Raw genomic sequence first — 23,212 nt, forward strand, 5'->3', positions numbered from 1 at the left:
GCTCGCTTCACACTGGGGGCATGTTCCACGTTCCCTCACTCAGCGCCGACCCAGCGACGTTCCACGCGGAACTGCGTGCGCAACTGCAGGCCCTGCTCGGCGACGAGCGTGATCTCGTCGCGAACCTCGCCAATGCCGCCGCGCTCATCTGGCACACCACGCCTGACCTGAATTGGGCTGGATTCTATCTCCGCCGCTCCGAGAGCGAGCTGGTGCTGGGGCCGTTCCAGGGCAAGCCGGCCTGCGTGCGCATCGCGGTGGGGAAGGGCGTGTGCGGCACGGCGGTGGCGCGCGACGCCTCCGTGCTGGTCGAGGACGTCCACGCGTTTCCCGGACACATCGCCTGCGATGGCGACTCGCGGTCGGAACTGGTGGTGCCGATCCGCCACGCTGGGCGCGTCGTGGGCGTCCTGGATCTCGACAGTCCGAGCCTGGCCCGGTTCAGCCAGGCCGACCAGGAAGGGTTCGAGGCGTTGGTCCGGACGCTCGAAGCTTGCACGGACCTGCGATCTGTGTCATAACACGCATAACGATGCGTGTTGTAACGCGCATCGCCTCTCGAACGTCTACGATGAGGGAACGGGGCCGGTTGGCTGGCCTCGTGATGCGTCCACCAGTCGGGGCGGCATGGACACCCGTCGCCCCGTTCGACACAGATTCAGGAGTTGACCCATGGTTGCTCGTCTTGCCCTTGCCGCCGCCGCCGTCGCGATGCTCGCGACCCCAGCCGCCGCCCAGACCTGGAAGATCGACACCGCCCATTCCACGGCCTCGTTCACGGTCCGCCACATGATGGTGAGCAACGTGCACGGCCGCTTCGGCAAGCTCGAAGGCACGATCGTGTACGACGGCAAGAACGTCGCGAGCGTGAAGGCCGATGCGGTCATCGACGCCACCACCATCACCACCGACAACGAGAAGCGCGACGCGCACCTCAAGAGCCCGGACTTCTTCGACGCGGTCAACCACCCCAGGATCACGTTCAAGAGCAAGCGCGCGGAGGCGGTCGGCAAGGGCAAGTTCAAGCTGATCGGCGACCTGACGATGCGCGGCAAGACGAAGGAGGTCGTGCTCGACGTGGACGGCCCGACCGATCCGGTCACCGTGCAGAACGCCCAGCGCATCGGCGCCACCGCGACGACGACGATCAACCGCCAGGACTACGGCGTGAGCTGGAGCCGCACGATGGACGGCGGCGGGTACGTGGTGAGCGACGAGGTCAGGATCACGCTCGAACTCGAGCTGATCAAGCAGTAAGGCGTCGCGCACCAAATGGGTAGGGCGGGGTGTCCCACCCCGCCGTTGGTGACATCGTCCTGCTAACGGCGCGGTCGGAAACCGCGCCCTACCTCGGGAGACCGCGCCCTACCACAGGAATGCCCTCTCAAGGTTCCACCCGGTGAGGGCCCCGTCTCTCCAGGCTGACGAGTGTCCAGCGCTCATCACCTCGCCTGAAGACCAACGTGACCGCCGGTTCCTCTTCGCCATTCGCGTCGACGCTCCCGTCGCCGGCGGCCGGGTCGTTCACGTCGTGCATGCCGACCCATAGGTGCGAGCCGACCGGCAGCGACGTCGCTTCTGGCAGCGCGACTCCGCCGCCATCGGCGACGGCCGCGCCACGTCGCGTCGTCGTGCCGGTCTCGTTGTCGAACAGTCCCCAGCGGATGCGGCGCGAGGGCGTTCGCTCCACGAGCCCAGCCTCGACGGAGGCATCGGCGTACGTCAACGTCCCGTCGAGGGCCAGCGCCGGTCTGGTCACCGCGGCATCGGCCGTCAACCAGGCCCGTCCGATCGCGTCCCGGCGCGAGGCGAGCAGGTCGACCAGTCGCCTGCTCGTGGCCTCGCTGGAGTAGCGCGCGAGCGCGACGACCTCCCGCAACCGTGCATCGGTGAACCCCACGATGCGGCGCGCGGCCCACGAGGCGTCATCGCTGCGCATCTCGACGAAGGCCTGATTGGGGACGAGCGGGCGCCAGGCGCGCGGGTCGAAGCCGTCGGCAGGCACGCGGCCGATGCCGCGCTCGATGGGCGCCTCGCGCGCATGCCAGTCGGGGCGACGCAGGCCGAACGTCCACAGCCGCTGCAGCATCGGGCCAGGGTCGTACAGGTACTCGATGCCCTCGCGTGCGCCGTGCGGGCGCCCGTCGGCCACGCCGAGTCCCATGCCGGCCCCCTCGAGGTAGTGGCGGATGACGTGGCGGCCGTCCGCGCGAGGTTGCAGGACGTCCTGTGTCATCCGCGGGCCGAGGCGCGTCAGGTTCAGCCACGCGCCGACGACACGCAGCGCGCGGAGTTCACGGCGGTGCTCGTGTGGGATGACGTCGTTGGGATCGTCGGGCCGGGTCGCGCGGAACCGGAACGCGCCGAGCCGCACGCCAGGTGGCCGCCGGGCCACGGCCGCACGGTAGGTTCCGTCGTCGTGCGGCGCGGCGCCCCGCAGGAGGGCCGCGATGTCGGACGGGCGCAGCGGCACGACACGGCCCGTGCGCGTGGTGATGGTGGCGCCGGCGGCAGGCTGCAGACCGTGCGGCCGCAGCCTGACGATCGACCAGCGCGCGTGGTGGTAGCCGACCTGCCGCAGCAGGGTGGCAACCACCACCGTCGTGCCGGTCACGGTCTCGGGGTGCGACACCGGGTCGAAGACGACGTCCCACATGGCGCCATCGGCATCCCGCGCCGTGAGGCGTGGCGCGGTGCTCGCGTCGATGGCGACGACCTGCAGCGACGCGTCCTGCGTGGGGGCTGCATCCTCGGCGGCGCCCGGACAGGTCATGCACGTCGCTGGTCGCAGCACCTCGTCCGATTCGGGCACATCGCGCGCCTGGTTGGTGAACCAGCTCGAATCGGGTACGTCGTCGATCGAATTCACGTTCAGCGCCCGCGTGCCGGTGGGCGTGGAGGTGCGAGTGACGGTGAGGTCCCGTGCCACTTCGTACAAGCGACCGTGGGGCACCGGGCGTGCCCCCCTGGCGTCCTGGGTTTCCGGCTCACTGGTGAGGGGAGAGTCGCGGTGGACGCGGGCCGCGGGTGGCCTGTCGGCGGCGCCGAGCAGCGCGAGACACGCCGCCAGTGCGGCGACGCGATGGATGGCGGCGCAAGTGTGGCGTGACATCGGGCACCAATCAGAACGGCACGCCGGCCGCGAAGACCACCATGAGCCCCTCGTGGCTGCGGGCCAGGTCGACACGCAGGAACGTCGAACGAACGCCGTGCAGCCGTACGCCCAGCCCGAAGTCGCTCTCGAGCTCTTGCAGGTCGAGACGGCGCGTCTCGCTCACCACCTTTCCCGCATCGCCGAACGCCGCGACCTCGATGAAGCGATTGACCATGACGCGCCACTCGGCGCTCAACAGCAGGCTGTGACGATCGCGGAAGCGCCAGCTCGTGAATCCGCGCAGCGTGTCGCCCCCTCCCAGTGACGGGAGCAGGAAGAACGGCACCGCATCACCGGTGGCCGGGTGCGTCGTCTCGACCCGAGTGCGCAGCGAGAGCACCCAGAGGTCCTGCAGCACCGGCTGGTGGTGCACGGCCTCGTACACCATGCGGCGGAACGACAGTGCACCGTCGCGCGTGTGGTGCGCCGAGGCGCGGGTCATGACCAGGGTGCCGGCCCGCGCCTGGCCGTCCTCGCGGCGGGTGTCCAGCCCGACCTGGACGAAGGGCTGCAGGTACGCCGGGCTGGTCCCGAGACCGGGCAGATCCTGCGGCCCGTACGCCTCCTCGATAGACGGCGCATCGCCGGACCCGCTCACGACGGTCCAGTGGCTGTACTCGAGGCCGGCGGCCACCCTCAGCGGGGCCACCGGGCGTGCGCCGATCTGCACCTGCGCGTACGGCTGCTCGAACCCGTAGCTCACACGGTCGTCCTCGGAGGTCGCCGAGGTCCCGAGTCCGAAGAACCCCACCTGTGTCGCCCGGCGCCATCCGGCCAGGGCCAGCAGTTCCGTCCGCGGCCCCGGCAGCGGCGTCACGTACTCGACCTCCGCCCGGACGTAGCCCCTGACCGTCAGGCTCCCACGCGCGTCGAGCAGGCCGTGGCGGCCGACCGACGAGCGATGCCCGGCTCCGAGCGTCAGTCCGCCGCCCTGGTACGCGTTGTCGAAGAACGGGTGCCAGGCCGATGGTCGCTCGCCGAGCAGGGCACCTTCAACGCGATCGAGGATTCGTTCGACGCGCCCGGGAACGTGCGGCTGAAGTTGCGTCGCCTTCTCGCGCTGCCGGATCGCGATGGCCTCCGCCGGCCCAGTCGCGCCGTCCGGCTGTGCCTGGACGGGAGTCGCGTTCCACAGCGCGCAGGCTGCCGCGAGTCCGGGCACCACCGCCCTCCAGCCCGAGCCGCGGCGATGCGTCGCCACGCTGGTCATGCCACGTCGTCCCGCAGCGCGGGGCGCCTCGCGATGCCGAGCAGGGTGTGGGTGCGGACGAGGATGATCGGGCCGATCACCAGCCCGATGAAGCCGAAGGCGGCCACGCCGCCAAGGAGGCCGAAGAAGATCACGAGTCCGTTGATCTGCGTGCGCCCGCTGAGCAGCCACGGGCGCAACACGTTGTCGGCCATGCTGATGCCGAGACTGCCGACCAGCAGCAGCGCCACGCCACGCCAGACCTCGCCGGTGATCACCAGCACGACACCGATGGGCACCCACACGAGCGCGGCGCCTACCACGGGCAACAGCGAGGCGAAAGCCAGGACGCAGCCCCAGAACAGCGGCGGCCCGATCGACAGCGCCCAGAACGCGACGCCCCCGATCGTCCCCTGTGCCAGGGCGACGATGGCGCCGGCGCCGACGCTGGCGACGACCATCTCGCGCGTCTCGCGCATCAGGCGCTCGCTGTCGGTGCGGCGCATGGGCAGCACGTCCTGCAGGCGCCTGGCCAGCATGTCGCCGTCGCGCAGCAGGAAGAAGAGCGCGAACAGCATGGCGAGCAGGTCGCCGATCGTGGCGACCGCGTCTGCCGCCAACGAGCCGACTCTCGGCGCCAGCAGGGCGATCGCCCGATGCGCCGCGTCGCCGAGCAGGGCGGTCGGGTTCTCCGGCAGGGCGACCGGCACGCGTGTGCGAATCGCGCCCCAGGCTTCCCGCACGTGTCGTGGCGCGTCCGACCCCGTCTGCTGCAGGTACGTGGCCGCATGCGGCAACTCGGTGGCGAGCGCCGACAGGAACAGGCCGGTCGGGAGCAGGACGGCCGCGCCGGCCAGCGTCGTCGTCGCCAGGGCGGCGCGGGCCGGCCCGATCCTGGCCGCGAGCCGCTGCTGCACGCCGCTGAACAGCACCGCGAGGACGGCCGCCCAGGTCAGGGCGACGACGAACGTGCCGAGCACCAGCCAGGAGAGATAGACCCCCAGCAGCACGAGCCCGTAGAGAAGCGGTCGCTGGCGCGGAGCGACGGCGAAGTCGCGCATGCCGCTTTGGTAAGCGCAATCGGACAGCTTGTCGAGTAATCACAAGAGGTGACTGGGCCGCCGGTCGCCACGCGGATACCGTCAGGACTCTCATCAGTGACGACTGGAGGGTCGGCGATGACGGGCAGGAAGCTTCTGCTGGTGGCACTTGCGGCGATCGTGATCGTGTGCGGCTCGGACCGCACGCGGGCGCGGGGCCGGCCCGCGACGGCAACCCCACCCCTTCCGGCGCGGCTTGCCGAGTACATCCAGGCCCACGTCCGGCTCACCTCCGCCGAGCAGCAGCAGCTGTTGGCCGGGTCGCCGGTGACCAAGCTCATGCAGAGCGACCCCTCGAAGGAGGTGGCGATCTTCGGCGCGGTCTGGGTCGATGCCCCCATCGCGCGCTACGTCGCGGCGGTGCGCGACATCGAGCAGTTCGAGAAGGGCGCCAACTTCCTGGTCACCAAGAAGATCAGCAGTCCTCCCCGTCTCGAGGACTTCGACCGGCTGACGTTGCCCGCCGACGATCTGGCCGACCTCCGCCAGTGCAAGGTCGGCGACTGCGAGATCAAGCTGAGCGCGAATGCCCTGACGCGCCTGAGGAACGGGGTGGACTGGTCGCGGCCGACCGCGACCGCCGATGCCGAACGCGGCCTGCGCAAGATCGCCTTCGAGTACGTCACGGGCTATCTGGAAGGGGGCAACGCTCGCCTGGCCGCCTACCGCGACACCGATCGACCGACGTTCGTCGCGCAGGAGTTCGCGACGATGGTGAAGCAGATGCCGTCGCTCACGACGTACCTGCCCGACCTCAAGCGGTACCTGCTGGAGTATCCGGCCTTCACCCTGCCGGACTCGGAGTCGTTCCTGTACTGGCAGGATGCCAAGTTCGGCCTCAAGCCGACCGTGCGCATCAACCATCTCACCATCGCGGAGCGACCGACGCACACGGCGGTCGTCTCGAAGATGCTCTATGCCAGCCACTACTTCTGGACCGCCATCGAGCTGCGGGTGCTCGTCCCCGATCCGGCACGCGGCCAGGGCTTCTGGTTCGCGAACGTCAATCGCAGCCGATCCGACGGCCTCGGCGGCTTCCTGGGATCAATCATCCGGGGCAAGGTGCGAGGCGAGGCGGAGAAGGGCATGCGCGCCGCGCTGGAGACGACCAAGGCCAGGCTGGAAGCGCGCTGATCCACCGGTGTGGCGGCAGCCGGGACGGGGACGTCCCGGCCCCCGGGATCGTCCACGGCATCAGGGCCACCGATATCGCACCCTTGCACACCGCAGGTCGTCTGGGTACGCGCGGAGTCACCCGGGACGAGCCCTGCTCCCCTGCACGAGGGGCAGGCCGCGCCGGCGCCAGCGGGATCACGTGCATCCTGCTGGTGGCGCTTGCGTTGCTGGGGCTGCCGTCGGTGCTCTCCGCGCAGTCGTCCGGGACGCTCGTCGGGCTCGTCACCGACGCCTCGGGTGCGCGCGTGCCCGGCGCCTCGATCGAGGTGTCGGGCGTCGACAGCGGGGTGCGGCGCGAGGCGGCGTCGGCCAGCGACGGCCACTACCGGGTCCTGCTGTTGCCCCCCGGGTTCTACGAGGTCCGCGTTCGCCGCGACGGGTTCAGCACGGTCACGCTCAGGGGCGTGCGTGTGTTCGCGACCGAGACCACGCGTGCCGATGCGACCCTCGTGGTGTCGGCCGTGGCCGACGCCACGGAGGTGACGGCGTCGCGCGTCAACGTCGACACGCGCAGTGCCACGCTCGGCCTGGTCGTCGACGACCCGATGCTGCAGGGGCTGCCCCTGAACGGTCGCAACGTCGTCCAGTTCGGTGCGCTCATGCCCGGCGTGGTGGCCGCCCCCGCGGCGCTCGGCGGGGCCGCAGGCGACGCGACCGTGGGCGGCGGGCTCGGGAGCAATCCGACCGGGTCGCTGGTCGTCAACGGCATGCGCAACCAGTCGAACAACTTCCTGCTCGACGGGGCCAACAACAACGACCCGTTCGCGACCGGGTTCGTCCTGCGCCCGCCGCCCGAGGCGATCCAGGAGTTCCGAATCCTGACGCATGCCTATCCGGCCGAGTACGGACGCAACGCCGGCTCGATCGTCAACGTCGTCACGCGCGCCGGCACGAACCGGTGGCAGGGACAGGCCTGGACATTCTGGCGCGACGAGGCGTGGCAGGCCCGCAACCTGTTCGCGCCGCGCGACGCAGAGAAGCCCCTGCTCGACCAGCGACAGTCCGGCGCGACGATCGGCGGCCCTCTCCGGCGCGACACGCTGCTCGCCTTCGGCTACTACGAGCACTACCGCCAGCGGGCCGGCACCACCGCCGTGCTCGTGGTGCCGACCGCCGCCCAGCGCACCGGCGACTTCTCGGGACGCGCGGCCATCCGCGATCCGCGCACGGGAGAGCCGTTCGCCGGCAACCGCATCCCTCAGGAGCGCCTCGACCCGATCGCGCTGGACCTGCTGCGGACGTTCGTGCCGCTGCCGAACACCGGCGCCGACCGGTTCGTGTCGTCGCCGGTGGTGCGCGACGACCGCCACCACGCGGGCGTGCGCCTCGATTGGCGCCCGGGTCCGCGCCACGGCCTGATGGCACGCCACTTCTGGAGCGACACCGAGCGGATCACGCCGCCGACAATCCAGCCGTCGGCGCAGGTGGCCAGAGCCACGCTTCGCGACACGCTGGTCTCGCACACCTACATCGCGGGCGATCGGGCGGTGAACGTCGCCCGATTCTCCGTCAACGGCGTGGACGCGAGTCCCGCCGTGACCAGTGGCCGCCGCAACGAGGAGTTCGGCATCGACCTGCCCCACACCAACCCGGCGGCCGTCGGGCTGGCGTCGATCCTGATCGAAGGCTACTTCGCGCCGCTGCCGGTCACGCTCGGCGACCTGCAGCAGCCGTTCGTCGCCCGACGGTCCACCGTGTGGCAGGCCGCCAACGACCTGGCGTGGCAGCGGGGCGCCCACTCGGTGAAGCTGGGCGGCGAGGTCCGTCGCGACCGCATCACGACGGTGGTCGGCAACCGCGCCAACGGCGACCTCACGTTCTCGGGCGTGCTGTCGGGCGAGGCGATGGCCGACTTCCTGCTCGGCCTGCCGTCGCAGGTGCGCGTGTCGCCCGGTCAGCAACCCCTCGACGGCCATGGGTGGTCGATTGGCGCCTACCTGCAGGACCAATGGCGCGTCGCCTCCCGTGTCACGCTCGACCTCGGCCTCCGTTACGAGCTCGCCATCCCGTTCGTCGATGCCAACGACGCGATCGCGCGGATCGACATGCGCGCGCAGTCGGTGCGCTATCCCGATGCGCCGCGGGGGCTCGTCTTTCCCGGGGACCCCGGCGTACCGCGTGGGCTCGTCCCCACCGACACCGACAACCTGGCGCCGCGTCTCGGCCTCGCGTGGGACCTGCGCGGCGACGGGCGCGTTGCCCTGCGCGCCGGCTGGGGCCGCTTTCACGATGCCATTCCCGGCGCCGGCGACTTCTACCAGAGCGGCTACCTGTCGGCGCCGTTCCGAACGCTGGTGCAACTGAACACGCCAACACCGATCACGCTGGCGCGCCCCCTTGCCTCGCTCCCCGCGCAGCCCACACGGTTCCCGCCCGGGCTCATCGCGATCGGCTGGGGCGACGACTACCAGACCCCGTACGCCGACCACGCGAACGCGGGGCTGCAGGTCCAGATCGGAAGACATGCCGCCCTCGAGGTCGGCTACGTCGGCACGCGGGCGTACCGGCTGCCGATGTTCATCGAGATCAACCCTGGCGTGGCGGCGCCGGGGCAGACCACGCGCGGGGCCCGTGTCTACCCGGCGTACTCGCTCGTGCGGCCGACCTACTCGGTGGGGCGCGCGTGGTACGACGCGCTGCAGGCCAGCGCGCGCGTCCGATCGTGGCGGGGGCTCGACCTGCTCGCGGCCTACACCTGGAGCCATGCCATCGATCACGTCTCGGGCCTGACGATCGGCCTCGAGGCCCAGCCACTGCTGCCGGCCGTGCCGGGTGATGCCCGAAGCGTCGCCGACGTCCTGGCGCGCGAGAAGGGCGACGCGCTGTACGACGTGCGCCATCGCGGCGTGGTCAGCGTCGTCTACCGGGTTCCGGCTCCCCGTGTCGGGCACCGCCTCCTGGGCGCCGTGTTGCGCGACTGGCAGGTCACGGGGATCGTGCAGGCCCAGACCGGGTTCCCGTTGACGGTCGGCGACCTCACGCCGGACATCCGGTACCTGATGCCACGGCCGGACCTGCAGTGCGATCCGAACCAGGGACCACGCACGGTGCAGCGCTGGTTCCGAACGGAGTGCTTCGTCCGGCGCTCGCTGGCCGAGACCGCCGAGCGGCCCGGCAACCAGGGGCGCAACGTCGTCCGCGGCCCGGGATTCGCCCGTACCGACCTGGCCGTGTCCAGGGACGTGCCGCTCGGCTCGACCCGGATCCAGTTGCGGCTCGAGGCCTTCAACGTCTTCAACCAGGCGCGGCTCGCCCAGCCGGGCCGGTTCATCGGCACTCCCGCTTTCGGCGCCATCACGGCGACTGCCGACGACAACCGCCTGCTGCAGCTGGCGGTCAAGTACGCGTTCTGAGCGACGCGGCGCGTTCGGCGCGTGAGCAGGCACTGACATGTGCCAGGGCCGCGGAGCGGCGTCGTAATCACAAGAGGTGACTTTCTCCCGCTCCGGCACGGCCGGTAACGTCTGCGCATCGTCGTGGCGAGGGGCCCGGCATCGCCCTGGCCTCGCCTGCCGGCGGCAAGGAGCGACAGATGAGCACCAGCGGGTTCGCGTGGCGACGTGTCCTCGGCAGCGTCGCGGCCTGCGCGGCGATGGGATGCCTGGCCTGGGCCGGCCGCGTCGCGCCACTGCGGGCGCAGGCGGGGGCCGAGTTCCACGACGCGCACTTCCACCTGACCAACTACATCCAGACCGGCATCGACGTGCAGCGCTTCCTCGCGATCATGGGCCCGCGCACCGGCCGGTCGACGCTGTTCGGCATTCCCCTGCAGCAGACGTGGACGTACGCCAACTCCGGCGAGTTCGCGCCGACGTACTACCTGCACAGCGACGAGCCGCTCTACTACTACTCGTTCACCGATGCCGCGATCGCCTCGGCGTACCTGCGGCTGCCGGAGGCGCAGCGGGCGCGGTTCGACCCGATGATCACGGGCTTCAACCCCGCCGACATGTACGGCGTCGAGCACATCCGGCGCGTGCTCACGACGTTCCCCGGCGTGTTCACCGGGATCGGCGAGTTCAGCATCCACAAGGAGTTCGTGTCGTCCAAGGTCGCCGGTTCCGTGGCGAGCCTGACCAACCCGGCGCTGGACCGCATCCTGGCCTTCGCGGCCGAGGTCGGGCTGGTCGTCATCCTCCACAGCGACATCGACATGCCGTTTGCCCGACCGGACACCGATCCGGTCTACCTGGCGCAGACGCGTGCGCTGCTGGCGCGGCACCCGCGCGCCAGCATCATCTGGGCGCACACCGGGCTCGGGCGCGTCGTGCATCCCTCGGAGGTGACCTCCGGCGCCGCCGGGGCGGTTCGCAGCCCGGCGCACCTCGACGTCCTCGAGTCGCTGCTGGTCGACCCGGCGCTCCGCCACGTGCACTTCGACATCTCGTGGGACGAGGTCGCCAAGTACGTGGTCGCCTCGCCCGCCTCGGTCGCACGGACCGCGGCCCTCGTCAACCGCTTCCCCGATCGCTTCCTGTTCGGCACCGACACGGTCGCCCCCGACTCGCCATCGAAGTACTTCGGCATCTACGAGCAGTACGCGCCGCTCTGGAAGGCGCTGGACGCCGACGCCAGCCGGATGGTGCGACTGGGCAACTACGAGCGCCTGTTCGACGAGGGGCGCCGGCGGGTGCGGGCCTGGGAGGCGGCGCACGTCGCCGTCGCGGCGGGCACGGGAGGCGCGCGATGACCCCGGCCGCGCGGACCTGCGTGCTCCTGGTGGCGGGGCTCTCGTGGCTGGCGCCAGCCCGCGTCGGCGGGCAGCCTGCCGCGGCCGACGCGCCGCCACCGCGTCCCCACGCCGAGATCTACGGGGCCGCCATGCTCGACATCGGCTACGACTTCAAGCAGATCAACCCCGACTGGTTCGACACCATGAAGGTGACCCAGTTGCCCAAGTCGCCGCGCGAGTTCGGCGAGGACGGTCGCACCTACGCGGGGGTGCGACAGAGCCGGTTCGGCGTCAAGACCGGCACGCCGACGGCGCTCGGCGAGCTCACGACGTGGTTCGAGTTCGAGATGTTCGGCGTCGGTGTCGACGCCGGGCAGACCACGTTCCGCCTGCGGCACGCGTATGGCGAGCTCGGCGCCTTCGGGGCGGGGCAGACCTGGAGCGCGTTCATGGACATCGACGTGTTCCCGAACTCGATCGAGTACTGGGGGCCCACGGGCATGGTGCTCTTCCGCAACGTGCAGGTGCGGTACATGCCCGTCCGCGGCACGCACGACGTGGTGCTCGCCGTGGAACGTCCTGGCGCGAGCGGCGACGAAGGGCCGTACGGCGACCGCATCCAGGTCCAGAACGTCCAGACCCGCAATCCGCTGCCCGACTTCACCGGCGCGTACAAGTACACGGGCGACGGCTGGGGCTACGTTCGCGTCGGCGGGGCGCTGCGCCGGCTGCAGTGGGACGACCTGCTCGAGGACCAGTTCACGCTCGGCGGCAACGCCGTGGGATGGGGCCTGAACCTGAGCGCCAACGTCAACGCCGGGAAACGGGACGTGCTGCGGCTGCAGTTCGTCTTCGGCGAGGGCATCCAGAACTACATGAACGACGCGCCCGTGGACGTCGCGATCCAGAACAACTTCGCCGACCCCAGGCGTCCGCTGCTCGGCAAGCCGCTGCCCGTGACGGGGCTGGTCGCCTTCCTCGATCACAAGTGGAGCAACCGCTGGAGCTCGACGGTCGGGTACTCCCGCACCGACATCGACAACACCGACGGACAGACCGCCGACGCCTACGGTACCGGCCAGTACGCGCTGCTCAACCTGCTGCACTACCCGGCGCCGAACGTGATGGTCGGCGGCGAACTGCAGTACGGCCGGCGCACCAACGCGTTCGACGGGTTCAGTGCAGACGGGCTCAAGTTGCAGTTCTCGTTCAAGTACAACTTCTCGTGGAAGCTGGGAGGGTAGGTCGATGCCGCTGATGCCGACGCTACGGATGACGGGAATTCTGGCCGCAATCGCGCTGGTCACCGGCGCGGGGCCGGCCGGCGCGCAGACGGCCGCCGAGATCGACGCGGCCCTCAAGGCCGCGTACGCCAAGTACAAGGACCTCAAGGAAGGGAAGAACGCCGACTACATCCCGGCGCTCGCCAGGGTGGACCCTGCCATCTTCGGCATCGCCCTGGTCACCGTCGACGGCAAGGTCTACACCGTCGGCGACATCTCGTCGGAAGTGTCGATCCAGTCGGTGTCGAAGGTCTTCACGATGGCGCGCGTGATGGAGGAGCAGGGCGCCGACGCGATCCTCGGCACCATCGGCGCCGACGCGACGGGCATGCGCTTCAACTCGATCGTCGCCGTGGAGATGGCCGAGAAGCAGCTCGGCGGACCGGAGATGAACCCGCTCGTGAACCCCGGCGCGATCGCCGCCACCAGCATGGTGCGGGGCTCGAGCCGGGACGAGATCTGGAAGTCGATCCTCGGCTACTACTCCGACTTCGCGGGCCGGCCGCTGTCGGTTGACAAGGAGGTCTTCAAGTCCGAATCGGCCACCAACCAGCGCAACAAGGCGATTGGCGCGCTGATGTACGCCTACGGCTACATCAAGAGCGACCCGGAGCGGGCCACCGACATCTACACCGAGCAGTGCTCGGTGGCGGTCAGCGCGCGCGACCTCGCGATCATGGCGGGCACACTGGCGGCGGGTGGTCGCAATCCGGTGACCGGTCGTCGGGTGCTCAAGGGCGAACTGGTGCCGCGGGTGCTCGCCGTGATGGCGACCGCTGGCCTCTACGACGACTCCGGCAAGTGGCTGTTCCGCACGGGGCTGCCGGCCAAGAGCGGCGTGGGCGGTGGCCTGATCGCCGTGTCGCCAGGCCGGTTCGGCATCGCCGTCGTGTCGCCGCCGCTCGACGAGGCCGGCAACAGCGTCCGCGCACAGAAGGCCATCGCCGACATCTCCGACGCGCTCGGCGGCAACCCGTACGCCCCGGCGATGCGGTGACGTGATGTGGCCTGCCCATCGCCGCGCCAGGATCCGATTCGCCCTGCTCGCGGTGGCCGCGGCCCTGTCGGCGACGCCAACCGCAGCCCAGGACGCCGCATCCGAGCCGCCGCGCGAGGGGCGGGTGATCGTGTGTCAGGCCGACGCCGGCCGGCGGCAGCGATGCGAGGCCGACACCAGCGCGGGCGTCGCGCTGCTGACCGCCCTGCAGGGCACGACCTGCGAGCGCGATCGCTCCTGGGGAACCGACGAGGCGGGCATCTGGGTGGCCGACGGCTGCCACGGCGCGTTCCTCGTCGCCGCGCCGCCGCGGCCGCCGGTCGGGGAACTGGGCCCCACCGGGTTCCGGATCGTCGACACCCCGCAGGGAGACGTGAACCTCAAGTTGTTCACGTACGTGCGGTATCTCGACCAGCGAGGCATCGACGAGACCTACACCGACGCATCCGGCACCACGCGGCCGGTGCGGGCGCGGCAGGACATCCACTTCCAGAAGGTGTTCCTGCAGTTCGTGGGCTGGATCGGCAACCCGCGCCTGAGGTACCTCGCCTACGTCTGGACGGCGAACGTGAGCCAGGGGTTGCCGGCGCAGGTGGTGGTGGGCGGCAACCTGCAGTACCGCGTGAGCGACCATCTCACGCTGGGCGGTGGCATCGGCGGCCTGCCCGGAACGCGCTCGGTGGAGGGGAACTTTCCCAACTGGCTCACGGTGGACAATCGCCTCCTGGCCGACGAGTTCTTCCGCCCGTCGTACACCCAGGGCGTCTGGGGCAAGGGACGGATCGTCCGGGGGCTCGAGTACTTCGCGATGCTCGGCAACAACCTGAGCCAGCTCGGCGTCGATGCCGGCCAGCTGGGCAACGGCCTGAACACGGTGTCGGCCTCGCTGATGTGGATGCCGACCACCGGGGAGTTCGGCGTCGGGCTCGGCGACTACGAGCAGCACGAGCGCGTGGCGACGCGGCTGGCGCTGCACGCCACGCGCAGTGACGAGAATCGACAGAGCCAGCCCGACACCGAGGCCATCGAGAACACCCAGATCCGCCTCTCCGACGGCAGCATCATCTTCACGCCCGGCCTGTTCGGCGAGCAGACGACGATCACCGACGCGCGCTACCGGATGCTGGCGGTGGATGGCGGCATCAAGTACCGCGGCTTCGCTCTCGAGGCCGAGTACTACTGGCGCAGGGTCGATCGGCTGCGCGGGCGAGGCATCGAGATGCTGGCCTTCGACCAGCTGCGCGATCACGGCTTCCAGGTGCAGGCCTCGGCGATGGTGCTGCCCAGGCAGTTGCAGGTGTACGCGTCGGGCTCGCGGATCGCCGGCGAGTACGGCACGCCATGGGACCTCCGCGCCGGCGTGACCCTGTTCCCGTGGAAGACGCCGGTCGCCCGCTGGCACAACGGCCTGATCCACGTCCGCCGTTCACCGGTCGGCGCGCTCTCGCTGCCCCTGGTGGTCGGCGCCAGCGGCCCCGTGTTCCACAGCGACTTCGTGATCAGTTTCTGACCATCGACCCGTCCGGCGCCGCGACTCGACGTCGGGGATGGGCAGGTGGAACGTGAAGGTCGCGCCACCCTCGCGGTTCTGCTCGGCATGGATGGTGCCGCCGTGCGCCTCGATGATCGTCCGGCTGATCGACAGCCCGACGCCGGTGCCCGACGGCTTGGTCGTGTACGACAGCGAGAAGAGCCGAGTCCTGTCGACGTGGGCCAGGCCGATCCCCGTATCCCGCACCGCGACCCGGACCTCGCCCGGAGGGGCATGCCAGGTGATGATCGCGAGCCGACGTCGGGCCGGCGGGAGGCCCTCGAGGGCATCGGCGGCATTGGCCACCAGGTTCAGCAGCACCTGCTGCAGTTCGATCGCATCTCCCTCGACGGGCGGCAGGTCCGGCTGCAGCGTCAGCGAGATGGCCACCTGTGCGGCGGCGAGCCGCCCGTTGGCCAGGACCATCGCGTCGCCGACGACGGCGTTGAGATCGACGAGGTCGCGGCTGACCGTGTGCGTGCTGAACAACGCGCGGTTCCGCTCGATCACCGCATCGGCGTGCCTGCCGGCATCGAGCACCGACGCCAGGGCCTCGTGCGCGTCGTCGATCGCCCCCTGCGCCAGGAAGCGCCCCGCGGCGGCCGCGCTGGAGATGATGGCGGTCAGTGGCTGCCGCACCTCGTGGGCAATCGAGGCCGCGAACGCGCCGAGTGCCGAGATGCGTGACACCCGCGAGAGCTCCGCCTGCAGGCGCTGGACGTGCGCCTCGCTCTCCTTGCGCGCCGTGATGTCGGTGTTGGTGCCGATGATGCGCTCCGGGCGGCCGGCCTCGCCCACGGCGCTGCCGCGCATCAGGAACCATCGCTGTGACCCGTCGCGATGCCGAAGGCGGTGCTCGATCTCGAGTGCCGGCGCCCTGCCCTCGACGACGTCGCGGCTGCGGGATCGCACACGCGGCAGGTCGTCGGCGTGGATGAAGCGCATCCACTCCTCGACCGTCGTCCGGAGTCCCTCGGGGCCGTAGCCCAGCGCCGTCGCGAGGCCGCCGTCCACGTACAACTGCCCGGTCGCGACGTCCAGATCCCACACGCCCACGCCGCCAGCCGACGTCGCCAGCGCGTAGCGTTCCTCGCTGCGCCGCAACGCCGATTCGGCCCGTCGCCGGCGGTTGCGATGCACCAGCAGTCCGGCGATGGTCGCCATCTGGACCGTGACGAGCGTCGCGGTGCCGACGATCGGCCAGCGATAGCGTTCCCAGGCCGTCGGCTCGCGGAAGCGCACCACGGCGCCCTCCGGCAGGCTCGACTCCGCGATGCGCCAGCGCTGCAGCTGCCGCCAGTCGAACAGCGGCACGAAGCCGAGGCGCTCGATCGGGATGGTCTCGACCCGCGTGCCATCGAGCACCCGGGTCATCATGCGGGCGATCTGCGGGCCGGCGCCGCGGTAGGGCCGCACGACTCCCCCGACCAGGCCGAGGCCGACGTGACTCTCGAGGACGCCGTAGACAGGGACGGGCGAGGCATCGGCAATCAACCGGCCGATCTGCTCTGGTGTCAGGAACGGCCCTGGCGAGTCCTGCCGGTACTCGACGAGAAGAATCAGGCCGTCGCGCGGCACCCGGCGCACCGCGGCGATGAGATCGGGCACCGACAGGTCGGCCAGGTAGCTGATCTGCACGCGGTCGGCCATCGGCTCGAGCGCCGGACGCACCATGTTGACGTAGCGACCGTCCATGGCGCCCACCAGCACGTACACGCGCCGGGTCTCGGGATGCAGCCGGAGCGCCAGCTCGAGGCTCTCGCGAAAACCGCCGCCGATGTCGACGCCGCTGATGCCGCCGCCGCGGCGTCGCTCCTCGTCGGGTGGCGCACCGACGCCCGAGAAGAGAATCGGCGTCCCCGGGAAGAGGTCGTCTCGATGACGCAGGACGAACTCGCGCGCCGGCGTGCCGTTGGCGAGCACGACGTCGATCCGACGTCCCTTGTACTTGCGGCGAATCGAGTCACGCAGGGCTTCGGAGGCATCGTGGCTGCCGAGCCGGAAGACGGTCAGGTACTCCTGGAAGTAGTCGACACCGAGATCGGGACGCTGACCGAGGGCGTCGCGGATCGCGGCATCGAACATCTCGTTGCCGAGGCCGCCTTCGGTGTGGATGTGGATGGCGACGACGGTTCGGGGGGTCGTGGGCGGTTCCGAAGGCTGAGCTTCTGCACGCTCCACGACCGTGGCTGCCACCAGGAAGACGGCAGTCAACGCCGCCGTGGCGAGGCCGAGACCGCCCGCCTCGTGACGTGGAGACGTCGCCCGTCCTGCGCGCGTCCTAGGCCGAGAACGCCACATCATGCCTCGAGACCTGCACGTGTTCGTCGTGGACGACGACCCTCGTGTGGTGGGATCGATCCAGTTGCTGCTGAGGTCCCACGGGTACGTGTCCGAAGGATTCGTAACGGCTGAGCCGCTGCTGACGAGGACATGCGACGTCCCGGCCTGCGTGCTGCTGGACCTGTGGCTCGGCGAGCGGAACGGGCTCGAGGTGCAGGACGACCTCAGGCGCCGTGGGTTCACGCAGCCCATCATCTTCCTCAGTGGACAGGGAGACGTGCCTTCCGCTGCACGCGCGATGCGGGAAGGCGCCCTCGACTTCCTCGTCAAGCCGGTCGACGAGAAGGAACTGCTCGACGCGCTGGCGCGCGCCACCGACGTGGCGCATGCGCAGCAGGCGACGCATCACGCACGACGTGAGGCCGCCGGACGACTTGCCCGCCTGACGACGCGCGAGCGCGAGGTGTGCGACCTCATCGCCCGTGGATTGCTGAACAAGCAGATTGCCTACGAACTGCGGTCGAGCGAGAACACCATCAAGGTCCACCGTGCCCGCGTCATGCGCAAGCTCCAGGTCGACTCGGTTGCCGCACTGGTGCGTCTGGTGTCGATGCAGTGAACCCCCGGCTGCTGACGCTGGCTCGACTGCTCCTCAGTGTCCCACAGGTCATCCGCGTGATGTCGCCGACGCGATCGCACGGATGAGCTCGCCTTCGTCGACAGGTTTGCGCACCAGCGCATGACCGGCGCGACGTGCCGCCTGCAGTACCTCGATCTCCGCGCGCCCGGTGATGAAGACCACGGGGAGGGACATCGATCGCGCGGCAAGATCCGCGACCAGATCGAGGCCGCTCCGGCCCGGCAGCGTCAGGTCGACGATCGCGCAATCGGCCACCGTGGGCGCCGCAAGGCAGGCTTCTGCCGACGGGAACGCGTGCACGTCGTGCCCGTGTGACCGCAGCAGCATTGCCACCGCACGCCGCACGTGCGGATCGTCGTCGACGAGGAGGAGAGTCAGCTGCGGCCCCCGGGGGCGCCCTCGATGTGCGCGCGGTCCACCGTATCCACCTGCCCTTCGTCGGGGCGAGTAATCACAAGAGGCGACTGGTCAGGAGCGCGCCCAATCCGTAACGTTCGGCCGTCATCCTCGGCCTGCCACGGCGGTCGTCCGAGGAGACGGTACGCGCTGACACGGGAGGCGTCAAATGCTGGCCAACATCCTGTCCCGATACTGGTGGGCGACCCTGCTGCGTGGCGCCCTGTGGATCCTCTTCGGCGGGCTCGTGCTCGCCCAGCCGGGGCTCTCACTGGTGGCGCTCGCGATCACGTTCGGCACGCTCACGCTCGCCGACGGCATCGTCTCCGTCGTGACCGCAGTCGGTGGGCGGAAGACCTACGAGAACTGGTGGCTGCTGCTGCTCACCGGCATCACCGGCATCGTGGTCGGCCTGCTCAGCCTGGCCAGTCCCGGCCTGACCGCGCTGGGATTGCTGCTGTACATCGCGGTGTGGAGCGTTGCCACCGGCCTGCTCACGGTCGCCGCTGCCATCCACCTGCGCCGGGAGATCGAAGGGGAGGGCTGGCTGGCCCTTGCCGGCGTCGCCTCGGTCCTGTTCGGCATCCTCGTCGCGGTCCGCCCGGGAGCGGGTGCGCTCGCGGTGCTCACCCTCATCGGCACGTACGCGATCGTCATGGGTGTCGCGCTCATCGCGCTGGCCCTCCGCGCCCGCGCGTTCGTCGGGCGCGTCAAGACCGCGGCCCGCGACGTCGTGTCGGCGGGAGCGCGGTGACATGGCCGGGCAACGCGTGTCTCGCCGGACGTTGCTCACCGCCGGGTCGACCAGCGGGCTCGGGATGGCGCTGTCTGCCGCGGGCTGTCGCGAGGCGCCGGCGCCGCTGAGCCCGGCAGCGTCGATCGAGGGCCCGCGTCGCTTCCCCACTGGCTTCCTGTGGGGGACGGCCACGGCCGCCTACCAGGTCGAGGGCGCGTGGAACGTCGACGGCAAGGGCGAATCGATCTGGGACCGCTACGTGCACACCCCCGGCAAGATCAAGCACGGGGACACGGGCGACGTCGCGCTCGACCACTATCATCGTTGGGCCGAGGACGTGCGCCTGATGCAGGACCTCGGCGCGACCGCGTACCGCTTCTCGGTGTCGTGGCCCCGGATCTTCCCCAATGGCACGGGCGCTCCCAACGCGCGGGGACTGGCGTTCTACGACCGGCTCGTCGACGCGCTGCTGGGCAGTGGTCTGCAGCCATTCCTCACCTGCTATCACTGGGATCTGCCGCAAGCGCTGCAGGAGCGCGGCGGCTGGGAGTCGCGCGACACCGCGCAGGCACTGGCCGACTACGCCGGCTACCTCGCGGGTGCGCTCGGCGATCGCGTCAGGCACTTCTTCACGCTCAACGAGATCGCGACCTTCATCGAGTGGGGGCACGGGCCCGACAGCCTGATCGCTCCAGGGCTCCGGCTGCCGGCCGCGCGCCTGAACCAGGCTCGGCATCACGCGGTACTGGCGCACGGGTTGGCGGTGCAGGCGATTCGCGCAGGTGGGCGGCCTGGCACGAGGGTGGGGCCGGCCGAGAACGTCACCGTCGGCGTCCCCGTGGTGGAGTCGCCCGAGCACGTGACCGCCACCGAGCAGTTCATGCGCGAAGCCAATGCGGGCTACCTGACGGTCATGCTCGAAGGCCGGTACACCGACAGGTTCCTCGCCCGCGCCGGCGCCGACGCGCCGCGCTTCACGCCGGACGACCTGAAGGTGATCGGCAGTCCGGTCGACTTCGTCGGCATCAACGTCTACATGCCGAGGTACGTGCGGGCCGACGAGACTCAGGGGTTCGAGGCGGTGGGCTGGTCGGCGTCACACCCGCGGATGCAGTCGCCCTGGCACTACATCGGCCCCGAGGCGCTGTACTGGGGACCACGGCACGTCGCCCGTCTCTGGAAGGCGTCCGACATCTACATCACCGAGAACGGCTGCGGCGCCGCCGACGCGATCGCCGGCGACGGCCGGATCTACGACACCGACCGGATCATGTTCCTGCGGAGTTACCTGTCGCAACTGCAGCGCGCGACGGCAGAGGGCATTCCGGTCCGCGGCTACTTCCACTGGAGTGCCTTCGACAACTTCGAGTGGACAGGGGGATTCGGCACGCGGTTCGGCCTGGTCCACGTCGACTACGACACCCTGAAGCGCACGCCGAAGCTCAGCGCGCAGTTCTACCGCGAGGTCATCGAGCGCAATGCCGTCGTGTAGGCGGCCAGTCGTGATCGACGCGCCGTCCCGTCTCGTTCATCCATGGAGGACGCATGTACCGATATGCCTGCACCATCGCGATGGTCGGCTGTCTCGTCTCGCCGCTCGCGGCAGCGGAGCGACTCGGCGACCGTGAACTCTCGCAACTTGTCGAGCGGATCGATGACCAGCGCGATCGCTTCGAGGACGCCCTTGACCCGGCCCTGAAGCGGAGCATCCTGCGGGGGCCTCAGGGCGAAGTGGATGTCGCTCGCTTCCTCGACGACTTCCAGGACAGCGTCGATCGCCTCAAGGACCGACTCACCCGCACCTACGCCGCAAGTACCGAGGCGGCCGCCGTGCTCCGGCAGGGCAGCGCGATCGAGCGGTTCGTGCGCGACCGACCGGTCGGCTACAAGGGCGCGAGCGAGTGGGCCGCACTCTCGGCCTCCCTCGCGACACTCGCCTCGGCATACGGCACGGCCTTTCCCGCCGAGGGCGAGATCACCGCGCGTCGCATCGGCGACGGTGAGCTCGTGCAGTCGGCCGAGGCGATCAAGCGAGGCGCCGACCGGCTCAGGAAGATGCTCGATCGCGAACTCAAGGCATCGGGGATGCCGAAGGAGACCCGGGAGGCTCAGGTCAGGGAGGTCGGGCAACTCGCCAGCGGCGCCGACGCCGTGCGCAAGCGCGTGCAGGGCAGGCAGCCGGCGACCTCGGAGGCAGAACTGCTGCTCGGGCAGGCCTCGCGCGTCGCCACCCTGGTTGCGGGTGCGAATACTCCAGGGGCCGCGGCCACGTGGACGTCGATGCTCGGCCCGGTCGGGACCGTGGCCTCCGCATTCGGTCGTCCTGGGCTCACGGCCACCCGCTGACCCGACCACAGCCCGCAGCCTACGAGAAGCAGGCTCGAGGCTACAGGCTCAAGGCTCGGAGAGCATTCAGCATGCCTTCTGAGCCCTGAGCCCTGAGCCCTGAGCTCTGAGCCGAAGGCTACTTGATCAGCGCCGTCAGCCTGTCGATCGCATCGGCCTCCACTGGCGACTTGTCCCGCCGCCAGCGCGCGATGCGGGGGAAGCGCACCGCCACGCCGCTCTTGTGCCGCGTCGATCGCTGGACGTTCTCGAAGGCAATCTCGAACACCAGCGAAGGCGCCACCCGCCGCACCGGTCCGAACTTCTCGAGGGTGTGGCCACGCACCCAGCGGTCCACCTCCTCGATCTCCTCGTTGGACAAGCCCGAATAGGCCTTGGCGACCGGCACCAACTCGCCGTCCTTCCACAGCGCGAACGTGTAGTCGGTGAACAGCGTCGCGCGCCGGCCGTTGCCGGGCTGCGCGTACACCAGCACCGCGTCGACCGAGTACGGATCGACCTTCCACTTCCACCAATCGCCCTTGCGCCTGCCGGTGCCGTACGCCGAGTCGCGGCGCTTGAGCATGTAGCCCTCGACGCCACGCGCGCGAGCCTCCTGTCGCAGCGTGCCGAGGCTCTCCCAGTCGGCCTCGGCCACCAGCGGCGACAGCTTCAACCCGGGCGCATGCCGGGCCACGGCGGCCTCGAGACGGGCACGTCGCTCGTCGAGCGGCCGCGCACGCACGTCCTCGCCGCCCTGTTCCAGCAGGTCGTACGCCATGAAGGCGGCTGGCGCCTGCGTGAGTGCCTGGCGCGTCAGCGTCTGCCTGCCGATGCGCAGCTGCAGCCGCGCGAAGGGCAACGGCGCCTCGCCCTCCCATGCGAGGACCTCGCCGTCGAGCACGTGCCCGTCGGGCAGGCCCTCAGCCGCGGCGGTGACCTCCGGGAATCGTGCGGTGATCACTTCCTCGCCGCGCGACCACAGGAACGTGCGCCCACCCCGACGGATCAACTGCGCCCTGATGCCGTCCCACTTCCACTCGACCTGCCACGCCTCGCGCGGTCCGAGCGACTCGACGTCCTGCTCGAGCGGGTAAGCGAGGCAGAACGGGTACGGCCGCGACGGCTCGTCGCCTCCCGCCTCGGGCGCCAGCAACGCACGGAAGGCCGCCGCCGACGGCGCCCACTGGCCCATCAACCGGTGCGTCATGACGTCGGTGTCGACGCCCGCCACGTCGGAAAGCGCGCGCACGACGAGCGTCTGCGACACGCCGACGCGCATCTCGCCGGTCAGCAGCTTGTTGAGGATGAAGCGCTCGAAGGTCGGCAGGCCGCGCCACCATCCCACCACCGCCTCGCGCTGGGCCTCCGGCCCGAGGCCGCGCAGTCCCTCCAGCCGCTCCTCGATCCACACGTGCAGCGGCACGTCAGCCTCGGACATGTCGTGCGGCACGCCGTCGAGCAGCAGCGCCAGGGTCTCCGCGAGATCGCCGACCGCGGCGTATGACTCGTCGAGCAGCCACGGCGCGACGCCCGTGAGGGCCATCGCCCACTCGCGAAGCAGTTTCGTCGGCAGCAATCGCAACAGGCGTCGCCCCGCCAGGAAGTGCACCGCCCACGCGGCGTCCTCCGGCGGCGCCTCGCGGAAGTAGGCCTCCAGCGCCTGCACCTTGGCGTTGGTCGAGGACGTCCGGTCAAGCGTGGCGTAGAGGCCGGCGAAGCGACGCACG

At 70.3% G+C, this 23,212-nt stretch carries 18 protein-coding genes; 12 read left to right on the plus strand and 6 right to left on the minus strand.

Annotated features, from left to right (window positions below; all coding sequences use genetic code 11):
* The first annotated feature begins 20 nt into the window (after window positions 1–20).
* Window positions 21–521, plus strand: a complete 501-nt coding sequence (locus TBR22_RS01775) for a GAF domain-containing protein (protein WP_370651562.1) — start codon at window positions 21–23, stop codon at window positions 519–521.
* 151 nt (window positions 522–672) lie between these two features.
* The gene (locus tag TBR22_RS01780) at window positions 673–1,257 is read left to right on the plus strand and encodes a YceI family protein (RefSeq protein WP_239491236.1); all 585 of its coding nucleotides are present in this window, start codon (window positions 673–675) and stop codon (window positions 1,255–1,257) included.
* Between the two features lie 127 nt (window positions 1,258–1,384).
* Here TBR22_RS01780 and TBR22_RS01785 read toward each other — a convergent pair whose 3' ends face one another.
* Genes TBR22_RS01785 through TBR22_RS01795 form a run of 3 tightly spaced genes read right to left on the minus strand, consistent with a single transcriptional unit; the run spans window position 1,385 to window position 5,404 of the window.
* Window positions 1,385–3,112 (minus strand): hypothetical protein, encoded by a 1,728-nt coding sequence (locus TBR22_RS01785; RefSeq protein ID WP_239491237.1) that lies wholly within the window; start codon window positions 3,110–3,112, stop codon window positions 1,385–1,387.
* A 10-nt stretch (window positions 3,113–3,122) separates the two neighbouring features.
* The gene (locus tag TBR22_RS01790) at window positions 3,123–4,364 is read right to left on the minus strand and encodes a BamA/TamA family outer membrane protein (RefSeq protein ID WP_239491238.1); all 1,242 of its coding nucleotides are present in this window, start codon (window positions 4,362–4,364) and stop codon (window positions 3,123–3,125) included.
* Window positions 4,361–5,404: an AI-2E family transporter gene (locus TBR22_RS01795; RefSeq protein ID WP_239491239.1), complete on the minus strand. Its 1,044-nt coding sequence runs from the start codon at window positions 5,402–5,404 to the stop codon at window positions 4,361–4,363. The genes TBR22_RS01790 and TBR22_RS01795 overlap by 4 nt, the downstream gene beginning before the upstream one ends.
* Window positions 5,405–5,521: 117 nt before the next feature.
* Here TBR22_RS01795 and TBR22_RS01800 point away from each other — a divergent pair, with 117 nt between their 5' ends.
* The 6 genes from TBR22_RS01800 to TBR22_RS01825 all read left to right on the plus strand — a co-directional run bounded on the left by TBR22_RS01800 (window position 5,522) and on the right by TBR22_RS01825 (window position 15,081).
* Window positions 5,522–6,577, plus strand: coding sequence for a hypothetical protein (locus TBR22_RS01800; RefSeq protein WP_239491240.1), 1,056 nt, complete (start codon window positions 5,522–5,524; stop codon window positions 6,575–6,577).
* 194 nt (window positions 6,578–6,771) lie between these two features.
* Window positions 6,772–9,972, plus strand: a complete 3,201-nt coding sequence (locus TBR22_RS01805; RefSeq protein ID WP_239491241.1) for a TonB-dependent receptor — start codon at window positions 6,772–6,774, stop codon at window positions 9,970–9,972.
* Window positions 9,973–10,151: 179 nt separating this feature from the next.
* Entirely contained in the window at window positions 10,152–11,309 is a 1,158-nt protein-coding gene (locus tag TBR22_RS01810) for an amidohydrolase family protein (protein ID WP_239491242.1), read from the plus strand.
* Window positions 11,306–12,535 carry a DcaP family trimeric outer membrane transporter gene (locus TBR22_RS01815; protein ID WP_239491243.1) on the plus strand — a complete coding sequence of 410 codons (1,230 nt, stop codon included), beginning with the start codon at window positions 11,306–11,308 and terminating at the stop codon, window positions 12,533–12,535. Before TBR22_RS01810 ends, TBR22_RS01815 begins: the two co-directional genes overlap by 4 nt.
* A gap of 4 nt (window positions 12,536–12,539) precedes the next feature.
* A complete protein-coding gene (glsA, locus tag TBR22_RS01820) occupies window positions 12,540–13,571 on the plus strand; it encodes a glutaminase A (RefSeq protein WP_239491244.1) in 1,032 nt (343 codons plus the stop codon).
* A gap of 4 nt (window positions 13,572–13,575) precedes the next feature.
* The gene (locus TBR22_RS01825; RefSeq protein WP_239493536.1) at window positions 13,576–15,081 is read left to right on the plus strand and encodes a DUF3011 domain-containing protein; all 1,506 of its coding nucleotides are present in this window, start codon (window positions 13,576–13,578) and stop codon (window positions 15,079–15,081) included.
* Here TBR22_RS01825 and TBR22_RS01830 read toward each other — a convergent pair.
* Window positions 14,998–17,316 (minus strand): ATP-binding protein, encoded by a 2,319-nt coding sequence (locus tag TBR22_RS01830; RefSeq protein ID WP_239491245.1) that lies wholly within the window; start codon window positions 17,314–17,316, stop codon window positions 14,998–15,000. The genes TBR22_RS01825 and TBR22_RS01830 overlap by 84 nt on opposite strands.
* Before the next feature lie 88 nt (window positions 17,317–17,404).
* Between TBR22_RS01830 and TBR22_RS01835 the strand changes: the two genes are divergently transcribed.
* A complete protein-coding gene (locus TBR22_RS01835) occupies window positions 17,405–18,004 on the plus strand; it encodes a response regulator transcription factor (protein WP_239491246.1) in 600 nt (199 codons plus the stop codon).
* Between the two features lie 48 nt (window positions 18,005–18,052).
* Here TBR22_RS01835 and TBR22_RS01840 read toward each other — a convergent pair whose 3' ends face one another.
* On the minus strand, window positions 18,053–18,370 hold the full coding sequence (locus tag TBR22_RS01840; protein ID WP_239491247.1) for a response regulator: 318 nt from the start codon (window positions 18,368–18,370) through the stop codon (window positions 18,053–18,055).
* 220 nt (window positions 18,371–18,590) lie between these two features.
* On the opposite strand from TBR22_RS01840, the gene TBR22_RS01845 reads away from it, so the two are divergent.
* Genes TBR22_RS01845 through TBR22_RS01855 form a run of 3 tightly spaced genes read left to right on the plus strand, consistent with a single transcriptional unit; the run spans window position 18,591 to window position 21,503 of the window.
* Complete coding sequence (locus TBR22_RS01845; RefSeq protein ID WP_239491248.1) at window positions 18,591–19,175, plus strand: HdeD family acid-resistance protein; 585 nt, start codon at window positions 18,591–18,593, stop codon at window positions 19,173–19,175.
* Between the two features lies 1 nt (window position 19,176).
* Complete coding sequence (locus TBR22_RS01850; protein ID WP_239491249.1) at window positions 19,177–20,649, plus strand: GH1 family beta-glucosidase; 1,473 nt, start codon at window positions 19,177–19,179, stop codon at window positions 20,647–20,649.
* 53 nt (window positions 20,650–20,702) lie between these two features.
* Window positions 20,703–21,503 carry a hypothetical protein gene (locus TBR22_RS01855; protein ID WP_239491250.1) on the plus strand — a complete coding sequence of 267 codons (801 nt, stop codon included), beginning with the start codon at window positions 20,703–20,705 and terminating at the stop codon, window positions 21,501–21,503.
* 118 nt (window positions 21,504–21,621) lie between these two features.
* Here the strand turns inward: TBR22_RS01855 and TBR22_RS01860 are convergent, their stop codons facing one another.
* The gene (locus TBR22_RS01860; protein WP_239491251.1) at window positions 21,622–23,211 is read right to left on the minus strand and encodes an ATP-dependent DNA ligase; all 1,590 of its coding nucleotides are present in this window, start codon (window positions 23,209–23,211) and stop codon (window positions 21,622–21,624) included.
* Between the last annotated feature and the right edge of the window lies 1 nt (window position 23,212).

The sequence above is a fragment of the Luteitalea sp. TBR-22 genome (assembly GCF_016865485.1).
GTDB lineage: Bacteria > Acidobacteriota > Vicinamibacteria > Vicinamibacterales > Vicinamibacteraceae > Luteitalea.

Bases quoted from the DNA above. Each gene is read 5' to 3' on its own strand.
- TBR22_RS01775 (WP_370651562.1), top strand. From the start codon at position 21: ATGTTCCACGTTCCCTCACTCAGCGCCGACCCAGCGACGTTCCACGCG.
- TBR22_RS01780 (WP_239491236.1), top strand. From the start codon at position 673: ATGGTTGCTCGTCTTGCCCTTGCCGCCGCCGCCGTCGCGATGCTCGCG.
- TBR22_RS01785 (WP_239491237.1), bottom strand. From the start codon at position 3,112: ATGTCACGCCACACTTGCGCCGCCATCCATCGCGTCGCCGCACTGGCG.
- TBR22_RS01790 (WP_239491238.1), bottom strand. From the start codon at position 4,364: ATGACCAGCGTGGCGACGCATCGCCGCGGCTCGGGCTGGAGGGCGGTG.
- TBR22_RS01795 (WP_239491239.1), bottom strand. From the start codon at position 5,404: ATGCGCGACTTCGCCGTCGCTCCGCGCCAGCGACCGCTTCTCTACGGG.
- TBR22_RS01800 (WP_239491240.1), top strand. From the start codon at position 5,522: ATGACGGGCAGGAAGCTTCTGCTGGTGGCACTTGCGGCGATCGTGATC.
- TBR22_RS01810 (WP_239491242.1), top strand. From the start codon at position 10,152: ATGAGCACCAGCGGGTTCGCGTGGCGACGTGTCCTCGGCAGCGTCGCG.
- TBR22_RS01815 (WP_239491243.1), top strand. From the start codon at position 11,306: ATGACCCCGGCCGCGCGGACCTGCGTGCTCCTGGTGGCGGGGCTCTCG.
- glsA (WP_239491244.1), top strand. From the start codon at position 12,540: ATGCCGCTGATGCCGACGCTACGGATGACGGGAATTCTGGCCGCAATC.
- TBR22_RS01825 (WP_239493536.1), top strand. From the start codon at position 13,576: ATGTGGCCTGCCCATCGCCGCGCCAGGATCCGATTCGCCCTGCTCGCG.
- TBR22_RS01835 (WP_239491246.1), top strand. From the start codon at position 17,405: ATGCCTCGAGACCTGCACGTGTTCGTCGTGGACGACGACCCTCGTGTG.
- TBR22_RS01845 (WP_239491248.1), top strand. From the start codon at position 18,591: ATGCTGGCCAACATCCTGTCCCGATACTGGTGGGCGACCCTGCTGCGT.
- TBR22_RS01850 (WP_239491249.1), top strand. From the start codon at position 19,177: ATGGCCGGGCAACGCGTGTCTCGCCGGACGTTGCTCACCGCCGGGTCG.
- TBR22_RS01855 (WP_239491250.1), top strand. From the start codon at position 20,703: ATGTACCGATATGCCTGCACCATCGCGATGGTCGGCTGTCTCGTCTCG.